The following is a 19,569-nucleotide window of genomic DNA, read 5'->3' as shown; positions in this document are numbered from 1 at the left end:
AGGTGGCGGAATGGTCACTTCCGTGCCACAGCGAGCGGCCGGAACTTGATCGAGGTTGGCGCGTACATGACCCTTGAACGCAGCGGCGCCCGCCCTCCCACGGGGGAGAGGGCGGGCGCCGTACGCACATCGTCGTCCCTGACTACGTCACGGTGAGATGGAGGACGTCCTCCAGGAACGGGATCCGCAGCCAGGGACCCGGCTGCACCATGAGCGCGAGCAGCACGATCAGGCCGCCCATGACCCCGTACGTGATCATGTCCGTGAAGCGCGACCGCACGGCCAGCATGCCCACGGACGGCACCACCCGCCGCATCACGGCACCGAGGAGCAGGGCCGCGCCGACCGCCATCGTGCCCACCCGGAACGCCTGCGGGAACGGGTCCGTGCCCACCACGACGAGGCCGACGCCGGCGAGGACGAGCACGGTGAGCAGGGGCCACTGACGCGCGGGCGCGGAGGCGTCGCGAGGCGCCGCCCGGCCGCCGCCCTCGGGCCGCGCCGTGTCGGTGGTGAGGCTCGGCGGCGGCCGCCGGATGCCCCCCTTGGGGGCCTCGGCCTCGACGGCCTCAGCCTTGACGGTCTCACCCTTGGCCGCCTCGCCCTCGCCGGACCCGCCTCCTGGGGCCCCGTCCTCGGAGGCCATGCTCAGAGCGCCGCGGCCGCGCGCTCGGCGGCCTCGACGACGTTCACGAGGAGCTGGGCGCGGGTCATCGGGCCGACGCCGCCCGGGTTCGGGGAGATCCAGCCGGCCACCTCGGCGACGCCGGGGTCCACGTCGCCGAGGATCTTGCCCTCGCCGTTGCGCGAGACGCCGACGTCCAGGACGGCCGCGCCCGGCTTCACGTCCTCGGGCTTGATCAGGTGCGGCACGCCGGCCGCCGCCACGATGATGTCGGCGTTGCGCAGGTGCGCCGAGAGGTCCCGGGTGCCGGTGTGGCACTGGGTCACGGTCGCGTTCTCGGAGCGGCGGGTCAGGATGAGCGGCATCGGGCGGCCGATGGTGACACCGCGGCCGACGACCACGACCTCCGCGCCGTCGATCTCCACGCCGTGGGCGCGGAGCAGGGTGATGACGCCGTTCGGCGTGCAGGGCAGCGGGGCGGGCTCGTTGAGCACGAGACGGCCGAGGTTGGTCGGGTGCAGGCCGTCCGCGTCCTTGGCCGGGTCCATCAGCTCCAGGATGCGGTTCTCGTCGATGCCCTTCGGCAGCGGGAGCTGGACGATGTAACCGGTGCAGGTCGGGTCCTCGTTGAGCTCCCGGACGACCGCCTCGATCTCCTCCTGCGTGGCGGTGGCCGGAAGGTGGCGCTGGATGGAGGCGATGCCGACCTGAGCGCAGTCACGGTGCTTGCCCGCCACGTACTTCTGGCTGGCCGGGTCGTCGCCGACGAGGACGGTGCCCAGGCCGGGCGTGACGCCCTGCTCCTTGAGGGCCGCCACGCGGACGGTCAGTTCGGACTTGATCGCGGATGCGGTGGCCTTGCCATCGAGAATCTGGGCGCTCATGGAGACATCCTCCCGGATGACCCCCGCCTTGTTCCAATTCGCTCCCGCCGGGCGGCTCGCCATACGGGACGACAGATTGCACTTGCACAACTCCGGCGCGTATCGACTGGACAAAAAGTCGACGGTACGACGACGATGACCTGCGAAGTACCGCGGAAAGTGCCGGGGGGAATCCGCTCAAATGCCGTGAAAGTCCTCCGCGCGGGCCGCGTCGTCCCCGCACAGAAAACTTCACGGAGGAATCCCGCGATGAGCTTCGGCGACTCGAACAACCCCTATGGCCAGCCCCAGGGCCAGCCGCAGCAGCCCGGCTACGGCTACCCGCAGCAGGCCCCGCAGGGCGTACCGCCGCAGCAGGGTTACGGCTACCCGGCGGCCCCGCCGGTCTCCCCGTACGGCGGCGGCGGTTACCCGGCCCCCGCGCTCGTGATGCCGGGCGGCGTCAAGGCCGGTCGCGTGATGCTCTGGATCCTCGGCGTCCTCCAGGTCCTGATCGGCATCGCCATGGGCCTCGCAGGCGGCTGGTTCGCCGACAAGCTCGCGGACGCCTCCACCGAGCTCAACAACACGGACGGCGCCGCCGCCGCCGTCACGGGCGTCTTCGTCGCCTTCGGCATCGTCTTCGTCGCCTTCGGCATCTGGGCCATCATGATGGCCGTCAAGAGCGCCTCCGGCGGCAACGGAATCCGGGTCTCCGCGATCGTCTACGGCTCGCTCGTGACCCTCGGCAGCGCCATCAGCCTCGCGTCCGCCAACGTCTTCGCCCTGCTCAGCCTCGTCCTCGGCATCCTGATCATCGTCTTCTACGCGAAGTCGGACGCCTCCGCCTGGTTCAACCGCAACAAGCAGCAGTACTGACCGCATCGGCGGTGAACGCGTGAGGGCCGGGTTCCGTACGGAACCCGGCCCTCGGTGTTTCCCCGTCCGTCACACCCGCTTGAGCACCGCGAACCCGTCCGAGCGGTACGTGATCTCGTACTTCGCCTCCGGGTGCAGTTGCGAAGCCAGCTGCACCGGGTCCGACACCTGCTGCGACCAGCCGCGCAGGTCGAAGGCGAGGTAGTCCGGGGTGGCGCCCTTCGCGGTGCCGACCCAGTAGACCCGGTGGTCCGCCGTGAGGTGGGCGAGGAGCGGGACGTCCGCCTCCACGCTCGCCCCCTCCGGCACCGCGTCCACCGCCGCCCGCGCCTGCTCGACCCGGGCGTCCGTGCGGTACGTCTCCGACTTCGTCAGCTCCCGCAGCGGCAGGTCCATGGCGAGTACGAGCGCGACCGCCGTCGCGACGGGCACGACGACCTTCCCGTACGCGGCGAGCCAGGCGCGCGGCGAGGTGCGCACGGACCGGGCCCCGTCCACGAGGGCCAGGAAGAGCACCGGCATGAGGATGGCGCTGTAGTGCCAGTGCATGCCCCAGTGATTGGGGTCCTGGGAGAGGAAGCGCCAGCCCAGGGTGGGCAGGACGAGCAGGACCAGCGGCGAGCGCAGGGCGAGGAAGCCGACGATCGCGAGCAGGAAGAACACCATCTCCCAGCGCTCGCCGGAGACGAGCGCGTCGCCGATGACCTGTCCGACGGAGGTCTCGGCGCCCTGGCCCGTCTTCTCGATCTTGGACCAGTAGTCGTACTGGCCGACGCGGCTCGCCGCCGGGATCAGGACGAGGACCGTGAGCGCGAAGGCCGCCACGCCGAACCCGGCGAGGGCGGCGCCCAGCCGCTTCTGCCCCTTGACGAAGAGGACCGCGCCGACCATGGAGACGGTGAGCCCCATGTCCTCCTTGACGAGGACGAGCGGGGCGGACCAGGCGACGGCCGCGGTCCAGCGCCCGAGGAGCAGGGCCCGGCAGGCCAGCGCGAGCATCGGGACGGCGAAGGCGATCTCGTGGAAGTCGGACTTGACGGCTTCCTGGAGCCCCCAGGAGAGCCCGTACGCGACGGTGAGTCCGATGCCGGCGGCCCGGCTGCCGAGGATCTGCTGCGTGGTGCGGCCGACGACGACCGCGGAGGCGGCGAAGAGCGCGGCCTGCGCGAAGAGCAGGGCGACGGGCGAGGGCCAGATCCAGTAGAGGGGCGCGAGCAGCGCGGTGACCGGGCTGAAGTGGTCGCCGAGTATGTGGAAGCCGGGGCCCTTGATGTCGACGACGGGGGCCCGGAACTCCGCGTACGCCCTGACGGCCTGGCCGAAGATCCCGAGGTCCCAGGAGGGGGTGCGGAAGTGCGTGTACTGCACCCAGGAGTAGAGGAAGTACAGACCGCAGAGGACGACCGCGAGGATCAGATAGGGCCTCAGCGGTGCCGGGGAAAGGCCGTCCGACGTGTTCGGGCCGTCGGTGTCCGCGGTATCCGCAGCGGGCCTGTTCAGTACGTCCAACACCACGTCCCCCACTACCGGCGGCCGACAAAAGAGCAACCCATTAGACCAGAGTCCACCCGATCGGCCGATCCGTAAGCGGTAGGTGACGTTCTGCATTCGTTTATCGCCGCTTCCTACCCTGACCCGCACGCAGACCTCGGGGAAAGGAAGCGTCATGTACAGCATCATCGTGGTGCCGGCCCCGGCCGCCGGCCCCGGGAACCAGGTCAGGCTGGCGCCCGGCGAGAGGCTCCACTTCGGCCGCACCGCCCCGCGGACGGCCGGTGCGCCGCGCCATCTGGACATCCCCCACCCCGGGGTGTCCCGCACCGCCGGCGAGATCGGCGCGACGGCGAGCTACTGGACGCTCAGCAACTTCAGCGCGGCCTCGACGTACGTCGTCGAGAACCCGGAGGGCGCCGGGGAGCACATCAAGATCGCGCCGGGGCGGGTCGACGCCCCCGTACCGTTCGAGTTCTCCCGGGTCGTGCTGCCCGCCGGCGGCGACCTGCTCGACTTCAGCGTCTGGGCGCCCCGCCACGACTACGTGGAGCGCGCGCCCTCCGCCTCCGCCGAAGGCGGCGAGCCGACCGCGCTCGCCTTCCCCCTCGACCGCTCGAAGCGGTACTTCCTCGTCCTCGCCGCGCTCTCCGAGTCACGCCTGCGCGGCGCCCCGCACGCGCCGCTGCCGACGGTCGACCGGATCGTGGAGCGGCTGCGGCCGCTGTGGCCCGCGGTGAACCGGGCCTCGGTGCAGTGGAACATCGACTACCTGGCGGTGAAGTTACGGCTCAAGCCCGGCCCCGACACGGCCGACGCGGGCCCGCGCCTCAACGGCAAGAAGGAGTCGCTGGTCTCGCTCGCGCTCCGCTTCGACCTGGTCCGCGAGGACGACCTCATCACCTTGACCGCCCCGCCCACCCTGCCGGAGGCGCGGCGGTGAACAGCTTCCCGCTGACCGTGCCGACCGGATACGAGGTCGGCGACTGGACGATCGAACGCCCCTTGGGCGCCGGCGCGTTCGGCAGCGTGTACGCGGCGGCCCGCCGCACCGGCGCCCACGCCGGCCTCCCGGACCGGGCCGGTCCCCCGGACCGGGACGGCCTCCCCGCCCCGGACGGCCTCCCCGACCACGCCGGTCTCCCCGCCCGGGACGGTCTCCCCGACCACGACGGCCTCCCCGCCCGGGCCGCGCTCAAGTTCCTCCCGACCGGCACCCACACCCCCCGCCAGCTGCGCCACCTGCGCGACCTCGCCGACCGCGAGGTGGAGCTGCTGCGGCGGCTGCGCTCGCCGCGTCTGATCCGGCTGTACGAGACCCTGACGGTCGACGACCCGGCGCACCCGGAGCTGGACGGCGCCACCGTCCTCGTACTGGAGGAGGCGGAGCGCCCGCTCCAGTCGCTGCTCTCGGACACCGCCGCGCCGCCGCCGTCCGGCCCCGAGCTGCTCGTCCAGGTCTGCGAGGGCCTGCACCAGCTGCACGCGGCGGGCTGGGTGCACGGCGACCTCAAGCCGGGCAACGTCCTGCTGATGAAGGACGGCAGCGTCCGGCTCGGCGACTTCAGCACGGCGAGCGAACTGGAGGGCACCCACGCCTACGCCACCGGCTTCGCCACACCCGACTACACGCCGCCCGAGCTGCTCTGGTCGGAGGTCGGCGACCGGGGCACGCGGATCCGCCCCAGCGCCGACGTCTGGGCCTTCGGCGTCCTGGCCCACACCGTCCTGACCGGCACCTCCCCCCTCCCCGGCGGCACGCCGACCGCCCGCCGGGACGCCGCCCTCCGCTACGCCCGCGGCGAGGAGGAGCTCCGCCTCTCCCCCGACCTCCCGCCCGTGTGGCGGGACATCGTCACCGACTGCCTGAGCCGCACCCACGAGGACCGTGCCGCCCACGACGCACGGTCCGTGCTCCGGCGCGCCCGGGAGGCGGCGACCGGACGGATGCCGAGCCGCCGGCGCCGCGGACGGCGGCTCGTACCGCTCCTCGCCGCTTCCCTCGCCGGGCTGACGGCGGTGGGCCTCGGGGTGAATGCCTTCCTCGACCGGCAGGACGGGCGGAACACCGCGGCGGGGTACGAGCGGTGCGCACCCGGTTACGTCTGCTTCTTCTCCGAGAAGGGCGGCGGGGGCGAGATGTGCGACTGGGAGAACGACGACAGGGAGTGGTTCGACGGCGACACGGTCTGCGAGTGGGCGCGGGAGGGGGCCCCGCGCTCGGTGTTCAACAACGGCGCCGCCGACCCGAAAGGCCTCGTCCACGTCTCCGTGTTCGCGGCGGAGGACCTCAAGGACGGCCTGGGCTGCATTCCGCAGGGCGCGCGCCGCGACCTCGCCCTGGCCCGGCCGGTCGCCTCGCACACCTGGTCCGCGAGATGCGCGGAGACCGCGGCCCTCTGATGTCCGAGTACGGGCGGAGCTTCGGACTGCCGGACGGTGGAGCCACCTGATCGCGAGAAGGGAGCACGAACGTGTCCTCCACACGACTGCGCACCGCACTCCTGGCCTTCCTGACGGCTCTGGGCCTGGCCCTCGGACTCGGCACCGCCACGGCCGGCACCGCCGGCGCCGGCGCGGCCTTCGCCTCCGCCGGGGCCACCGCCCCGGCCGGGGCCGCCGCCGCCCCGCCCGCCGGGAAGCCGGTCTTCCAGCTGCCGTTCGCCTGCGGCACGAAGTGGCAGCTCAACACCTGGGACCACGACCCGGCGCTCGACATCGTCAAGGACGGCAACCCCGGCTCCGACGGCCTGCCCGTCTACGCCTCCGCCCCGGGCACGGTCTCGGCCGTCTACTGGAACAACGGCTCCGGCAACACGCTCCAGATCAGCCACGGCAACGGCTGGTTCACGGCGTACTACCACCTCCAGGAGGCGCCGGACGCGTACGTGAAGCTCGGCAGCCAGGTCACCGGCGCCACCCAGATCGGCCGCGTCGGCAAGTCCGGCGCGGCCAACGGCTGGGCCCACCTCCACTACGAGCAGCGCTACCTGGCCTCCGGCACGTTCACGGACGAGACCCACCGCAGGCCCGTCCACTTCGGCGGGGTCGAGTACAGCGGGTCCGGGGGCGCGTGGCCGGGCGTCACGAGCGGCAACTGCGCACAGCCCCAGGGCACCCCGTACCAGCCGTGGAACTGCCCCAACGGCTCCGTCTGCTTCTACTCCGAGACGGGCGGCAGGGGCACGGTCTGCAAGACCGACAGGAACGTGTCGGCGAGCACCTGCGGCCTGCGCGGGTCCTTCTTCAACAACGGTCACCCGGAGGCCGGCGGCGACCACGTGTACGTCTCCTTCACGGAGGGCGGCACGTCCTGCCTCCACCACGGCTGGGCGGACGGCCGGGGCGACTTCGCCGCCGGCGGCCGGACGATCAAGGCCGTGACCTGGGGCGGCGAGTGCCCCTAGGGATTCCCCGGGGCTTCTCCAGGGCGTACCTCCTGGGGCTTCCCTAGGAGGTACGAGGTACCCCGAGCCGGGCCGCACCGCGAAGGTGTGACCGGGCCGCCCACCCGGTGCGGCCCGGTCACCCCGGGGGGCTCCGCACCATGACGTCCACGTTCGTTCGTGCCTGCGCCGCCGTCCTCGTCCTCGTGGCCACCGCGACGGGCTGCACGGACCGGCCCGCCACCGGCTCCGTCCCCGGCCCCGTCCCCGGCTCCGTCCCTGAGGTCACGGACACCGACCGCGCGCTGCTCCGCCACTCGGAACAGGTCCTGATCGAGCGGTGCATGCGGGACAAGGGCTTCTCGTACTGGGCGGGACCGCGCCCGACCTCGGACGAGAGCTTCACCGTCGGCTATCTGCTGACGGACGCGGCCTGGGCGCGGAGGAACGGGTACGGCAGCCGGATCAGCGCGAAGGTCCTCGGAGCCCGGAGGACGAACCCGAACCTGCTGTACGTCGACCGGCTGTCGCCCGAGCGCCGCACCGCCTACCGCAAGGCCCTGGAGGGCGGCCCCGGGTCCCGGACGCTCTCGGTGAGGACACCCGGCGGAGGCACGATCAGCCGCCGGCTCGGCGGCTGCCAGGAGACCGCCCAGAAGCGGCTGTACGGCGATCCCGGGACCTGGTTCCGGGTCAGCAGGATCGCGACGAACCTGACCCCGCTGTACGTGCCGGAGCTGAGCCGCGACCCGGAGTTCACCGGCGCGCAGGCGGCCTGGGCGGCCTGCATGCGCGAGGCGGGCCACCCGTACGCGACCCCGTCGGCCGCTCGGAGCGCGCTCCCCACGAGCGGGCCCGAGGACAGGGACTTCGCGGCCGAGGTGCGGCTCGCGACGGCCGAGGCGGAGTGTGCCGCTTCCTCCGGCTTCGCCCGCACCGGGACGGCCCTGGAGCGCCGGTACGTGGACGGGCTGCGCGACACGTACGGCGACGAGCTCGACGCGTACGCACGACGGGAGCACGAGGCGCTGGTCCGCGCCCGCTCCCTCACATGAGCTCCCGCGGCGCTAGGGGGTGTCTTGTCGATCAGGCCGGATCAGGGAGCGGCGTCTGGTGCCGTGGATCGCAAGGCGGAGGAGGGAGTCGACGCGGAGCGTCGGCGAGTGACGACAACGCGGCGAGGCGCGGTGCCAGACGCCGCGAGCCCGGCCTGATCGACAAGACACCCCCTAGGCCGCGGGCGGACGAAGGAGGAACCATGAAGCGAATCATCGGAAGCGCCGCGGCGGTGCTGGGCCTGGCTGCCGGATCCGTGCTCGTCGGAACACCGGCGCAGGCATCCGCGGCGTGCGACGACTTCTACAACGACAACGCGAAGTCCGGGTACGTGTACGCCTGGAACCTGACCAACTGTTCAGGGCTGCTCGGCGGGGACGTCGACGACGACTACGACTGGGGCGACTCCAGCGGGTCCTTCCAGGGCAGCGACACCAACAACGCCGAGTCCGTGATGAACAAGGGCGTCTCGGACGGCTACAGCATCGTCCGCTTCTCCAACTACACGGCCTACGACACCGCGCACGGCTACGGCTGCCTCTCCGTGGGCGAGAAGTACGCCGACACCCTGTGGGACGACAGGATGAGCGACGGCTCGCCGGCCCACAACAGCATCAGCTCGCACAAGTGGGTGTCCGGCGGCTGCAACAAGTGGTTCAAGTAGAACGTGGGGCGGCCCGCCGGTACCTGTCAGTCAGGTACCGGCGGGCCGCCCGCCCGTCATCGATCAGCAGCGATCCGCAGCGATCCGGTGAAGAAGGATCAGTGGAAGAAGTGACGCGTACCGGTGAAGTACATCGTCACGCCCGCCTTCTTCGCCGCCTCGACGACCTGCTCGTCACGGACCGAGCCGCCGGGCTGCACGACCGCCTTCACGCCGGCGGCCGTGAGGATCTCCAGGCCGTCGGGGAAGGGGAAGAAGGCGTCCGAGGCGGCGTACGCGCCGGCCGCCCGCTCCTCGCCCGCCCGCTCGACGGCCAGCTTCGCGGAGTCGACGCGGTTGACCTGGCCCATGCCGACGCCGACCGAGGCGCCGCCCTTGGAGAGCAGGATCGCGTTGGACTTGACCGCGCGGCAGGCCTTCCAGGCGAAGGCGAGCTCGGCCAGCTCCTCGGCGGACAGGGCCTCGCCGGTCGCCAGGGTCCAGTTCGCCGGGTCGTCGCCCTCGGCCTGGAGACGGTCGGTGACCTGGAGCAGCGCACCGCCGTCGATCGGCTTGACCTCGACCGGGTTGGCCGGGGCGCCGTCGGCGCGGAGCACGCGGATGTTCTTCTTCTTGGCCAGGACCTCGACGGCCCCGTCCTCGTAGCCGGGGGCCACGATGACCTCGGTGAAGATCTCGGCGACCTGCTCGGCCATCTCGACCGACACCGGACGGTTGACGGCGATGACGCCACCGAACGCGGAGAGCGGGTCACAGGCGTGCGCCTTGCGGTGCGCCTCGGCGACGTCGGCGCCGATCGCGATGCCGCACGGGTTGGCGTGCTTGATGATCGCGACGCAGGGCTCGGAGTGGTCGTACGCGGCCCGGCGCGCGGCGTCGGTGTCCGTGAAGTTGTTGTACGACATCTCCTTGCCGTGCAGCTGCTCGGCCTCGGCGAGGCCGCCCGTGCCGTCGACGTAGAGCGCGGCGCCCTGGTGCGGGTTCTCGCCGTAGCGCAGCACGTTGGAGCGCTCGTACGTGTGGCCGAGGAAGTCGGGGAAGCCCGACTCGTCGGCGGCGGCGTAGTCCGCGGCGAACCAGGACGCCACGGCCACGTCGTACGCGGCGGTGTGCTGGAAGGCCTGGGCGGCGAACCGCTTGCGCAGGCCCAGCGTGGACCCGCCCTCCTTGACCGCGAGGAGGACCGCGTCGTACGCGCCCGGGTCGGTGACGACCAGGACCGACGGGTGGTTCTTGGCGGCGGCGCGGACCATCGACGGGCCGCCGATGTCGATCTGCTCGACGCACTCGTCGGGGGTGGCGCCGGAGGCGACGGTCTCGCGGAACGGGTACAGGTTCACGACGACCAGGTCGAAGGGCTCGACGCCCAGCTCGGCGAGCTGGTTGCGGTGGTCCTCCAGGCGCAGGTCGGCGAGGATGCCGGCGTGCACGCGCGGGTGCAGCGTCTTGACGCGGCCGTCCAGGCACTCGGGGAAGCCGGTGAGCTCCTCGACCTTGGTGACCGGGATGCCGGCGGCGGCGATCTTCGCGGCGGTGGAGCCGGTGGAGACGAGGGAGACACCCGCCTCGTGCAGGCCACGGGCCAGCTCCTCAAGGCCGGTCTTGTCGTAGACGCTGACGAGTGCGCGGCGGATGGGGCGCGTCGTACCTTCGGCGGTCACGGGATTGTTACCTTTCGTCCCTCAATGCGGTAGCCGTGCCGGGCCAGACGCCCCACGACCTCGACGAGCAGCGAGCGCTCGACTTCCTTGATGCGCTCATGGAGCGCGGTTTCATCGTCCTCGTCCCGGACCTCGACGACGCCCTGGGCGATGATCGGGCCGGTGTCGACACCGTCGTCGACGAAGTGGACGGTGCACCCGGTGACCTTCGCCCCGTAGGCGAGGGCGTCACGCACCCCATGGGCACCGGGAAAACTGGGCAGCAGCGCCGGGTGGGTGTTGACGACCCGGCCGCCGAAGCGGGCGAGGAACTCCTTGCCGACGATCTTCATGAACCCGGCCGAGACGACGAGGTCCGGCTCGTGGGCGGCGGTCGCCTCGGTCAGGGCGCGGTCCCACTCCTCGCGGGTGGCGTGGTCCTTGACGCGGCAGACGTAGGTGGGCAGCCCGGCGCGCTCGGCGCGTTCCAGGCCGACGATGCCGTCACGGTCCGCGCCGACGGCGACGACCTCGGCCCCGTACCCCTCGGGGTCGGCGGCGATGGCGTCGAGGAGGGCCTGCAGATTGGTACCGGAACCGGAGACCAGGACGACGAGGCGGGCGGCAGCCACTGGGTCACTCTTTCCGTGGTGTTTGTGCGGTCGTACGAACGAATCGTGTCGCTCGATACGGGGAACCCTACGAATGGCTCGACCGTCAGCAACGATACCGGCACACCGGACGGCCCCCACGGGACGGGGGCGGAGCAGGGCGGTAGCGTCAGGGTCCGACACCGACACGGCACCGAAGACGAAGCCGAACAAGACGCCGAACACGGCACGCAGAAGAGACAGCAGCGGAGACCGCGGGTGCGGCCGCGGTCGCGACGACAGAGGGAAGACGTCCAGCACATGCCGGAGCGCCAGTCCACGAACGACAACAACCCGTTCGCGCCGCCGCCCGAGGGCCGGCCGGATCAGCCGTGGCAGCCCCGGCGACCGGAGGGCTCGGGCGACGACGCGTCCGGCTCCTCGGGGTCGCCGGACGGTTCGGGATCGGAGCCGGGCGGTCCGACCGGGCCTTCCGGGTCGTCCGGGGCGTCCGACGGCCGCTGGAGCCCGCGCCAGCCGGGCCGTTCGTCGGACGGGTTCGGCGGGGGTCCCGAGCGCCGGGGAGGCCCGGAGGGCGGGCCCGGGCAGGGCGGACCCGGGCGCGAGAAGGGGCTGCGGTGGGATCCGACGGACCCCGCGCAGCGCCGGGCGCGTTACGCGATCCTCGCGGGCATGTGGGCCTTCTTCTTCGCGATCTTCGAGATCCCGGAGCTGGCGCTGCTGCTCGGCGCCCTCGGGCTCTACTGGGCCATCAGCTCCCTCCGGACGAAGCCGAAGGCGGCGGTGTCCGCCGTCGACGGCGTGACGTCGCCGACCTCGCCGGCCTCGCCTGCGGCGGACGCGTCCGCCGTCCCGCCCGTCGCGCCCGGCTCCGCGCCGGTCCCCGCCGCCGCGCCCGTCCGCTCGATGCGGACGGCCGCGATCAGCGGTCTGGTGGCGGCGAGCGTGGCCCTGATGATCGTCGCGGTCGGCTTCACCATGCAGCTCGTCTACCGGGACTTCTACGAGTGCCGCGACGACGCCCTGACCCACGCGGGCCAGCTCGCCTGCAACGACCTCCTGCCGAAGCCGCTGCGCGCGGGCTTCGGAGTGCGGGAGTAGTCCCCTCTCAGGGCTTGGTGGGGTCCGGCGGCGGCGGGGACGGCTCCCACGCCGCCGGGAGGTAGTCGTACGGCTCGTAGCCCGGGTCGTCGTCCAGGTCGAGGGCCGGGGCGGAGGCCGGGGCCGGGGCCGTCGTGGCGGCCGGGGTGGCGGCCGGGGTGCCGGGATCGGTCCCGGCGGCCTTCGCCGCCCGGCCGCCCGGAGCGGGGTCCGGTGTCACGTCCGGCAGCGCGTCGGGCATCGCTTCGGGCTGCGCCTCCAGGTCGAACGGCTCCCCGAATCCCGCCGTCGCGCCCGCTGTCGTGGTCTCCGGTGCCTGAGCCGGTACGGAAGCCGGCACGGAAGCCGGGACGGGCAGCGGCAGGGGCTTGGGGCGGAGCGCCCGCCGGCCCCAGGCCCGTACCGCCAAGGCCACCGGAACCCCGACGCAGGCGCCCCACAGCACCGTCGCCGCGCCCGCCTGCCACCACACCGGGCCGAAGGCGGACAGCCGCCCGGAGCCCAGCGGGCCGCCCGCCGCGGCCGCGAGGACCGCCACGGCCGCCCCGCACCCCCAGGCGGCCGCAAGCGCCGTCAGGACCGCGTCCCGGGCCGGCCAGCCCCGCGCCGTGCGTCCCACGCGCCACCCCTGCACCAGGGTCGCCGCCAGCGGGACCGCGGCTGCCGCCCAGTGCGTCCACGTACCGCGCCCCTCGGCGGGCAGCGCGGCCAGGAGCGGGAACGACGGCACGGCCGGGTCGCCGGCGAGGCCCAGCGGGGTCGCCAGCGCGCCCGTACCGAGGGTGAAGCCGGGACCGAGCCCGTACGCCGCTCCCCACACGGCCGCGTTCGGCAGCAGCGCCAGGACGAGGAGCAGGACCGCCGCCCGCCCCGACCACTCCCCCGCGAGGCCCGTGAAGGCCGCCTGCGCCTCGCCCGCGTGCCAGGCCAGCGAGACCGCGGCGAGCACCGCGCCGCCGCCGCACAGCGTCACGAGCCCGAGCCCCGTCGCGCGCAGGGCGGCCGCCGCCTGCCGCTTACCGGGCAGCGGGCGGCCGAGCGCCGTCCAGACGCCCGCCCCCGCCGCGCCGAGGACGACGGCGGGCAGCCAGAGCCCGGCGGTGATCAGTTCGGCGGGCAGCGGGCCGCTCTCGCTGTAGACCACCACGACCGCCGCGACCAGCAGGTATCCCCCGGCCACCGCGGCCACCGTCCCGCCCGGTGAGGGGCGCGGCCGGTCGTTGCCGTCCCCCGGGTCGAGGGTGTCGCGGGCGGCCCGGTGGACGAGCCAGACGGGAAGGGCGGCGAGGAGCATCGGCACGATGCCGAGGGGCGCGGGCAGGCCGGACAGCGTGCCCGTACGGACCAGGTCCACGCCGTGCGCGAGGAGCCAGATCCCGGCGGCGACGTGCAGGGCGCCGCCGGGGCCGCTGTCGGGGTACGGGGAGCTGATCCAGGCCGCGGTCACCAGGACGGCGAGGGCGCCGAGACCGAGCCCGGCGGCGACCCCGCCGCGGACGCAGGCGGTGGCCAGGGCGGCGGAACGGCCGCCCTGGACCAGGGAGTGCTCGGTCAAATGGGTCACGGGGCCATGCTGCCAACGACACGCGCTTAAGCCGCGTAACAGGCAAACCTCCGCTGTGTCGCTCAAGATACGTTTATGTACTTTTCCGCCCATAGCAGCTCTGCGGGAGGTCGACGCCGATGAGCCGGAGCACCACGGATTCCGCATCCTCCGTCACCCTGCCGACACCGAAGGAGCGGCGCAGGTTGCGTGAGGCCCTCGCCCTGAGCGAGGAGCAGGTCGCCGAGGCCATGGGCGTCACGAAGGCCACCGTCAAGGCCTGGGAGACCGGGCGCTCGGCGCCACGGGGCCGCAAGCGCGAGGCGTACGCGAAACTGCTCGGCGCGGGCGAGGCGGCCGAGGAGACCCGCGCCGCTCTCGCTTCCGGCGCCTTTGGTGCCTCTGATGCCTCTGATGCCTCTGATGCCTCTGGTGCCTCTAGTGCCCCTGGTGCCCCTGGTGCCTCTGGTGCCTCTGGTGCCTCTGATGCCTCTGATGCCTCTGATGCGGAGGTGTCCGCAAAGGCAGAGCCCGCCCCCACACCCACAGCCGCGTCCACACCCGCGCCCCCGCCCGCCACGTCCATGGCCGGCGAGCCCGCCAACGTCCGGCCCAAGGCCGCCGCCAAGCGGGCGGCCAAGCCGCCGAAGGCCCCGTCACCCGTACGGGCCGTTCCGCCCGGACCGGCCCGCAAAGGTGCCCCGAAGCCGCAGGAGCGCCTGAAACCGGCCGGTGCGGAGTCAGGCACTCCGGCGCCGGAGCCCCTGCGGCCGCCCGCCGCGCCCGGCCTCACCCCCGCGGAGGCCTTCGACGCGCTGTACGCGTACGCCGCGCCCGGCCTCGTCCACCAGACCTATCTGCTCACGGGGCGCCGCAGGCTCTCCCGCGAGTCCGTCGAGTACGCCTTCCACCACGCCTGGGAGCACTGGCCCGAGGTCGCCGTCGACGCGGACCCGGTGGGCTGGGTGCGGGCGGCGGCGTACGAGTACGCCCTCTCCCCCTGGCACCGGCTGCGGCGCGCCCACAAGCACCCCGACTCCCCGCCGACCGAGGCCAACCGGCGGGCGCTGCTCGCCGCGCTGCTGGAACTGCCGCCGCCGTACCGCCGTACCGTCCTCCTCTACGACGGGCTCGGCCTGGACCTGCCGGACACGGCCGCCGAGACGGAGGCGAGCACCCCCGCCGCCGCCAACCGGCTGCTGCACGCCCGCACGGTCATCGGGCAGCGGATCCCCGAGCTCGCCGAGCCGGAGGTCCTGCACCGACGGCTGCACGCGCTGGTCTCCGAGGCGCCGACGGCGACCCTCCCGGCGGCCCGCACGGTCCGGACGGGCAGCGAGCGGCGGACCCGCACGTGGACCCGGACGGTCCTCGGGGTGACGGCGGCCCTGATCTGCGTGACGGCCTTCACGGCGGTGACCGCACCGACGAGCTACCTGCCCGTCGAGGTCCCCGGCGAGACCGTCAACGGGGTGCCGGTGCGCGGCGGCCCGCAGAAGCTCGGCCCCGAGGACGTCGAGCTCCGCGACAGTCTCCGGTCCCAGCCGAACCCGGGACCGGAGCGGCTGACCCCGTCGGCCGAGTAGGCCGCGTAAGCCGCGAAGGCCGAGAAGGCCACGTCGGCCGATGAGGCCGTGTACGCGAGTGGGCCCCGCCCCCGCCCGGTTTCCCGGGAGGGGCGGGGCCCACTCGCGTACTGCTGGTGCTCCTGCTGCCGGTGTCAGCCCGCGAGGATCGCGCGCGCCAGCTTGGCCGTCTCGGTCGGCGTCTTGCCGACCTTGACGCCCGCGGCCTCAAGGGCCTCCTTCTTCGCCTGGGCCGTGCCGGAGGAGCCGGAGACGATGGCGCCGGCGTGGCCCATGGTCTTGCCCTCGGGCGCGGTGAAGCCCGCGACGTAGCCGACGACCGGCTTGGTGACGTTGGCCTTGATGAAGTCGGCCGCACGCTCCTCGGCGTCGCCGCCGATCTCACCGATCATGACGATCAGCTCGGTGTCGGGGTCCGCCTCGAACGCCGCGAGGGCGTCGATGTGCGTGGTGCCGATGACCGGGTCGCCACCGATGCCGACGGCGGACGTGAAGCCGATGTCACGGAGCTCGTACATCATCTGGTACGTCAGCGTGCCGGACTTCGAGACCAGGCCGATGCGGCCCGGCTTCGTGATGTCGCCCGGGATGATGCCGGCGTTGGACTGGCCCGGGGTGATGAGACCGGGGCAGTTCGGGCCGATGATCCGGGTCTTGTTGCCCTTCGACTGCGCGTACGCCCAGAAGGCGGCGGAGTCGTGGACGGCGATGCCCTCGGTGATCACGACGGCCAGCGGGATCTCGGCGTCGATCGCCTCGACCACGGCGGCCTTGGCGAAGGCCGGCGGGACGAAGAGGACGGACACGTCGGCGCCCGTCTCCTTCATCGCCTCGGCGACGGAGCCGAAGACCGGGACCTCGGTGCCGTCGAAGTCGACGGTCGTCCCGGCCTTGCGCGGGTTCACGCCACCGACGATGTTGGTGCCGTCAGCCAGCATGAGCTTGGTGTGCTTCATGCCCGTGGCACCGGTCATGCCCTGGACGATGACCTTGCTGTCCTTGGTCAGGAAGATAGCCATGGTGTTCTGACCTCGTCCCTTACTTCGCAGCCGCGAGCTCGGCGGCCTTGTCGGCCGCGCCGTCCATGGTGTCCACACGCTGCACGAGCGGGTGGTTCGCGTCCGACAGGATCTTGCGACCCAGCTCCGCGTTGTTGCCGTCGAGGCGCACGACGAGCGGCTTGGTGACCTCTTCGCCCTTCGAGGCGAGGAGCTCCAGAGCCTGGACGATGCCGTTGGCGACCTCGTCACAGGCGGTGATGCCACCGAAGACGTTGACGAACACGGACTTGACGTCCGGGTCGCCCAGGATGATCTCCAGGCCGTTCGCCATGACCTCGGCGGAGGCGCCGCCACCGATGTCGAGGAAGTTGGCCGGCTTCACGCCGCCGTGGTTCTCACCGGCGTACGCGACGACGTCCAGGGTCGACATGACCAGGCCGGCGCCGTTGCCGATGATGCCGACCTCGCCGTCCAGCTTGACGTAGTTGAGGTTCTTGGCCTTGGCGGCAGCCTCGAGCGGGTTGGCTGCGGCCTTGTCCTCGAGCGCCTCGTGGTCGGGCTGGCGGAACTCGGCGTTCTCGTCGAGAGACACCTTGCCGTCCAGGGCCAGGATGCGGCCGTCCTTGGTCTTCACGAGCGGGTTGACCTCGACGAGGAGCGCGTCCTCGGCGACGAAGGTGTCCCACAGGGTCACCATGGCCTCGGCGACACCCTCGGCCACGTCGGCCGGGAACTTCGCCAGGGCCACGATCTCGCGGGCCTTCTCGATGCTCACGCCCTCGACGGCGTTGACCGGGACCTTCGCGAGGGCCTCGGGGGTCTTCTCCGCGACCTCCTCGATGTCCATGCCGCCCTGCACCGACGCCATGGCGAGGAAGGTGCGGTTGGTGCGGTCGAGGAGGTACGAGACGTAGTACTCCGCCTCGATCTCCGGGGACAGCTCGGCGATCATCACCTTGTGGACCGTGTGGCCCTTGATGTCCATGCCGAGGATGTCGGTCGCACGGGCGACGGCCTCGTCGGCCGTGGCCGCCAGCTTGACGCCGCCGGCCTTGCCTCGGCCACCGACCTTTACCTGCGCCTTGACGACCGACTTGCCGCCAAGACGCTCGGTGGCCTCGCGCGCCGCCTCAGGCGTGTCGATGACTTCACCGGCCAGCACCGGTACACCGTGCTTGGCGAAGAGGTCCCTCGCCTGGTACTCGAACAGGTCCACGCGCGTCCGTCCCTTTTCTGATGATCGCGGTTCGTTGTCTGCGTGGGCGTGCCGCGAAGGGCAACGTGACTGCGCTGTCACAAGGGAGGCGTACACGGTGACCGTGAAGACGCGGCATGTCCGTCTCGCAGGTTATCCCCGAGGGACGTAGGTCCCTAAATCGCAGGTCACAACGGAGCGGTGATACGGGTCACAGAATGTAGGGGGCACGGGGCGGTCCGTAGGGGTTGCGGAGTGGAGGTGCCTGCCCTTCGCAGCAGGCGGGGACTGGGCTCCCGGTCCCTCACGACGCGCCAGGAAGCGAAGTGAGGGCCTCCCGGAGGGTGGTGTGATATGAGCCTCAGTCACCCCCGGAGCACCCGTGCGGGTGGTCCTGGGGCTGCGGATTCCGTACCTGGCGGACGAGTCGGCGCCGCACCTGGCGGACGAGTCGGCGCCGCACCTGGCGGGCAGGCCGGCCGCGCACTCGGCGGGCAGGCCCGCACCACCCGGTCAGGCGGTCGGTATCGGCAGCGGGCGCGTCTCCAGGGCGGCGGCCATGATCTCGGGGAACAGGTCGGGGGTGCAGGCGAAGGCGGGGACGCCGAGCGCGGCGAGCGCCGCCGCGTGGTCGCGGTCGTAGGCGGGGGCGCCCTCGTCGGAGAGGGCGAGCAGCGCGACGAACTGGACGCCGGAGGCCTTCATCGCCGCGACCCGCTTCAGCATCTCGTCGCGGATGCCCCCCTCGTACAGATCGCTGATGAGGACGACCACGGTGTCGGCGGGGCGGCCGATCTTCGTCTGGCAGTGGGCGAGGGCGCGGTTGATGTCGGTGCCGCCTCCGAGCCGGGTGCCGAAGAGGACGTCGACCGGGTCGTCGAGCCGGTCGGTCAGGTCGACGACGGCCGTGTCGAAGACGACGAGGCGGGTGGCGATCGACCGCATGGAGGCGAGCACCGCGCCGAAGACCGCCGCGTAGACGACGGAGGCCGCCATGGAGCCGGACTGGTCGATGCAGAGGACGACCTCCTTCCGTACCGCCCGGGAGGAGCGCCCGTGGCCGACGAGCCGCTCCGGGACGACGGTGCGGTGCTCGGGCAGGTAGTTCTTGAGGTTGGCGCGGATCGTGCGGTCCCAGTCGATGTCCCGGTGCCGGGGGCGGCTGATCCGGGCCGAGCGGTCGAGGGCGCCGGTGAGCGTGGCGCGGGTGCGGGTCGCGAGGCGCTTCTCCAGGTCGTCGACGACCTTCCGTACGACGGCCCGGGCGGTCTCCCTGGTGGTCTCCGGCATCGCCTTGTCGAGGGAGAGCAGGGTGCCGACGAGGTGGACGTCGGCCTCGACGGCCTCCAGCATCTCCGGCTCCAGGAGGAGCGTGGCGAGGCCGAGGCGGTCGATCGCGTCGCGCTGCATGACCTGGACGACGGAGGTGGGGAAGTACGTCCGGATGTCGCCGAGCCAGCGGGCGACGGAGGGCGCGGAGGCGCCGAGCCCGCCCGAGCGGTCCCTTCCCCTGGTGTCGGGCCTGCTCTCGCGGCCGTAGAGCGCGGTGAGGGCGCCGTCCATGGCGGCGTCGGTGCCGGTGAGCGCGCGGCCGGTGCCGTCGGCGTCCCCGCCGCCCAGGACCAGCCGCCAGCGGCGGAGCCGCTCGTCGTCCGGGTCCGCCGCCGTGAGTCCGGTGCTCGTGCTCGTGCTCGTGCTCGTGCTCATGCGGCGGTCTCCGTTCCGGGGATTCCGAGGATGAGGTGGAGGAGGGGCAGGACGCCGTCCGCCCGTTCCCGGTCGAGTGCGGCGGCGAAGCCGGGTACGCCGCCGGGCGTGGGGGGGGGCCCGGCGCGCGGGGGGGGGGGGCCCCCCCCCCCCCCCCCCCCCGGCGGGGGGGGCCCCCCCCCCCCGGCCCCCCACCCGGGGGCGCCGCACCGCCCGCGAGA

17 protein-coding genes are annotated in these 19,569 nt (G+C 72.8%); 8 read left to right on the top strand and 9 right to left on the bottom strand.

The genetic code is table 11. The features are described 5' to 3' along the window. Positions 1 to 142: 142 nt before the first annotated feature. Together ACFC0G_RS12710 and ACFC0G_RS12705 are read right to left on the bottom strand one after the other, a co-directional pair. The gene (locus ACFC0G_RS12710) at positions 143 to 748 is read right to left on the bottom strand and encodes a DUF3017 domain-containing protein (RefSeq protein WP_376402358.1); all 606 of its coding nucleotides are present in this window, start codon (positions 746 to 748) and stop codon (positions 143 to 145) included. Beyond that, a complete protein-coding gene (locus ACFC0G_RS12705) occupies positions 649 to 1,509 on the bottom strand; it encodes a bifunctional methylenetetrahydrofolate dehydrogenase/methenyltetrahydrofolate cyclohydrolase (RefSeq protein WP_376401552.1) in 861 nt (286 codons plus the stop codon). Before ACFC0G_RS12705 ends, ACFC0G_RS12710 begins: the two co-directional genes overlap by 100 nt. Positions 1,510 to 1,758: 249 nt before the next feature. Here ACFC0G_RS12705 and ACFC0G_RS12700 point away from each other — a divergent pair, with 249 nt between their 5' ends. After that, positions 1,759 to 2,367 carry a hypothetical protein gene (locus tag ACFC0G_RS12700; RefSeq protein ID WP_376401549.1) on the top strand — a complete coding sequence of 203 codons (609 nt, stop codon included), beginning with the start codon at positions 1,759 to 1,761 and terminating at the stop codon, positions 2,365 to 2,367. A gap of 69 nt (positions 2,368 to 2,436) precedes the next feature. Here the strand turns inward: ACFC0G_RS12700 and ACFC0G_RS12695 are convergent, their stop codons facing one another. Further along, entirely contained in the window at positions 2,437 to 3,879 is a 1,443-nt protein-coding gene (locus ACFC0G_RS12695; protein ID WP_376401547.1) for a DUF2079 domain-containing protein, read from the bottom strand. A gap of 154 nt (positions 3,880 to 4,033) precedes the next feature. On the opposite strand from ACFC0G_RS12695, the gene ACFC0G_RS12690 reads away from it, so the two are divergent. The 5 genes from ACFC0G_RS12690 to ACFC0G_RS12670 all read left to right on the top strand — a co-directional run bounded on the left by ACFC0G_RS12690 (position 4,034) and on the right by ACFC0G_RS12670 (position 8,964). After that, positions 4,034 to 4,801: an FHA domain-containing protein gene (locus ACFC0G_RS12690; RefSeq protein WP_376401544.1), complete on the top strand. Its 768-nt coding sequence runs from the start codon at positions 4,034 to 4,036 to the stop codon at positions 4,799 to 4,801. Continuing rightward, a complete protein-coding gene (locus ACFC0G_RS12685) occupies positions 4,798 to 6,261 on the top strand; it encodes a protein kinase (protein ID WP_376401541.1) in 1,464 nt (487 codons plus the stop codon). Before ACFC0G_RS12690 ends, ACFC0G_RS12685 begins: the two co-directional genes overlap by 4 nt. 71 nt (positions 6,262 to 6,332) lie before the next feature. Beyond that, positions 6,333 to 7,265 (top strand): peptidoglycan DD-metalloendopeptidase family protein, encoded by a 933-nt coding sequence (locus ACFC0G_RS12680; protein WP_376401538.1) that lies wholly within the window; start codon positions 6,333 to 6,335, stop codon positions 7,263 to 7,265. Between the two features lie 140 nt (positions 7,266 to 7,405). Beyond that, positions 7,406 to 8,299 carry a hypothetical protein gene (locus tag ACFC0G_RS12675; RefSeq protein ID WP_376401535.1) on the top strand — a complete coding sequence of 298 codons (894 nt, stop codon included), beginning with the start codon at positions 7,406 to 7,408 and terminating at the stop codon, positions 8,297 to 8,299. Positions 8,300 to 8,502: 203 nt separating this feature from the next. Next, positions 8,503 to 8,964 (top strand): hypothetical protein, encoded by a 462-nt coding sequence (locus ACFC0G_RS12670; RefSeq protein ID WP_376401532.1) that lies wholly within the window; start codon positions 8,503 to 8,505, stop codon positions 8,962 to 8,964. 98 nt (positions 8,965 to 9,062) lie between these two features. Here ACFC0G_RS12670 and purH read toward each other — a convergent pair whose 3' ends face one another. After that, positions 9,063 to 10,625 carry a bifunctional phosphoribosylaminoimidazolecarboxamide formyltransferase/IMP cyclohydrolase gene (purH, locus tag ACFC0G_RS12665; RefSeq protein ID WP_376401529.1) on the bottom strand — a complete coding sequence of 521 codons (1,563 nt, stop codon included), beginning with the start codon at positions 10,623 to 10,625 and terminating at the stop codon, positions 9,063 to 9,065. Beyond that, entirely contained in the window at positions 10,622 to 11,236 is a 615-nt protein-coding gene (gene purN, locus ACFC0G_RS12660; protein WP_376401526.1) for a phosphoribosylglycinamide formyltransferase, read from the bottom strand. The genes purH and purN overlap by 4 nt, the downstream gene beginning before the upstream one ends. A gap of 279 nt (positions 11,237 to 11,515) precedes the next feature. Between purN and ACFC0G_RS12655 the strand changes: the two genes are divergently transcribed. After that, positions 11,516 to 12,316, top strand: a complete 801-nt coding sequence (locus tag ACFC0G_RS12655; protein WP_376401523.1) for a hypothetical protein — start codon at positions 11,516 to 11,518, stop codon at positions 12,314 to 12,316. A gap of 7 nt (positions 12,317 to 12,323) precedes the next feature. On the opposite strand, the gene ACFC0G_RS12650 is transcribed toward ACFC0G_RS12655, so the two are convergent. Further along, positions 12,324 to 13,880, bottom strand: coding sequence for a DUF6350 family protein (locus ACFC0G_RS12650; RefSeq protein ID WP_376401520.1), 1,557 nt, complete (start codon positions 13,878 to 13,880; stop codon positions 12,324 to 12,326). Between the two features lie 119 nt (positions 13,881 to 13,999). Here ACFC0G_RS12650 and ACFC0G_RS12645 point away from each other — a divergent pair, with 119 nt between their 5' ends. After that, on the top strand, positions 14,000 to 15,445 hold the full coding sequence (locus ACFC0G_RS12645) for a sigma factor-like helix-turn-helix DNA-binding protein (RefSeq protein WP_376401517.1): 1,446 nt from the start codon (positions 14,000 to 14,002) through the stop codon (positions 15,443 to 15,445). Positions 15,446 to 15,579: 134 nt separating this feature from the next. Here the strand turns inward: ACFC0G_RS12645 and sucD are convergent, their stop codons facing one another. The 3 genes from sucD to ACFC0G_RS12630 form a co-directional block, all read right to left on the bottom strand. After that, positions 15,580 to 16,464 carry a succinate--CoA ligase subunit alpha gene (gene sucD / locus ACFC0G_RS12640; protein WP_376401514.1) on the bottom strand — a complete coding sequence of 295 codons (885 nt, stop codon included), beginning with the start codon at positions 16,462 to 16,464 and terminating at the stop codon, positions 15,580 to 15,582. Between the two features lie 19 nt (positions 16,465 to 16,483). After that, positions 16,484 to 17,662, bottom strand: coding sequence for an ADP-forming succinate--CoA ligase subunit beta (gene sucC, locus ACFC0G_RS12635; RefSeq protein WP_376401512.1), 1,179 nt, complete (start codon positions 17,660 to 17,662; stop codon positions 16,484 to 16,486). A 492-nt stretch (positions 17,663 to 18,154) separates the two neighbouring features. Continuing rightward, positions 18,155 to 19,348 (bottom strand): VWA domain-containing protein, encoded by a 1,194-nt coding sequence (locus ACFC0G_RS12630; RefSeq protein WP_376401509.1) that lies wholly within the window; start codon positions 19,346 to 19,348, stop codon positions 18,155 to 18,157. Between the last annotated feature and the right edge of the window lie 221 nt (positions 19,349 to 19,569).

Origin of the sequence: Streptomyces sp. NPDC056169 (genome assembly GCF_042268445.1) — a bacterium.
Taxonomy (GTDB): Bacteria; Actinomycetota; Actinomycetes; order Streptomycetales; family Streptomycetaceae; genus Streptomyces.
The sequence above is the reverse complement of the archived record's forward strand: the minus strand, read 5'-3'. Positions and strand labels throughout refer to the sequence as shown.

Coding starts and splice junctions, on each gene's coding strand:
- ACFC0G_RS12705 (WP_376401552.1), bottom strand. CDS start 1,509: ATGAGCGCCCAGATTCTCGATGGCAAGGCCACCGCATCCGCGATCAAG.
- ACFC0G_RS12700 (WP_376401549.1), top strand. CDS start 1,759: ATGAGCTTCGGCGACTCGAACAACCCCTATGGCCAGCCCCAGGGCCAG.
- ACFC0G_RS12690 (WP_376401544.1), top strand. CDS start 4,034: ATGTACAGCATCATCGTGGTGCCGGCCCCGGCCGCCGGCCCCGGGAAC.
- ACFC0G_RS12675 (WP_376401535.1), top strand. CDS start 7,406: ATGACGTCCACGTTCGTTCGTGCCTGCGCCGCCGTCCTCGTCCTCGTG.
- ACFC0G_RS12670 (WP_376401532.1), top strand. CDS start 8,503: ATGAAGCGAATCATCGGAAGCGCCGCGGCGGTGCTGGGCCTGGCTGCC.
- ACFC0G_RS12655 (WP_376401523.1), top strand. CDS start 11,516: ATGCCGGAGCGCCAGTCCACGAACGACAACAACCCGTTCGCGCCGCCG.
- ACFC0G_RS12645 (WP_376401517.1), top strand. CDS start 14,000: ATGAGCCGGAGCACCACGGATTCCGCATCCTCCGTCACCCTGCCGACA.
- sucD (WP_376401514.1), bottom strand. CDS start 16,464: ATGGCTATCTTCCTGACCAAGGACAGCAAGGTCATCGTCCAGGGCATG.
- ACFC0G_RS12630 (WP_376401509.1), bottom strand. CDS start 19,348: ATGAGCACGAGCACGAGCACGAGCACGAGCACCGGACTCACGGCGGCG.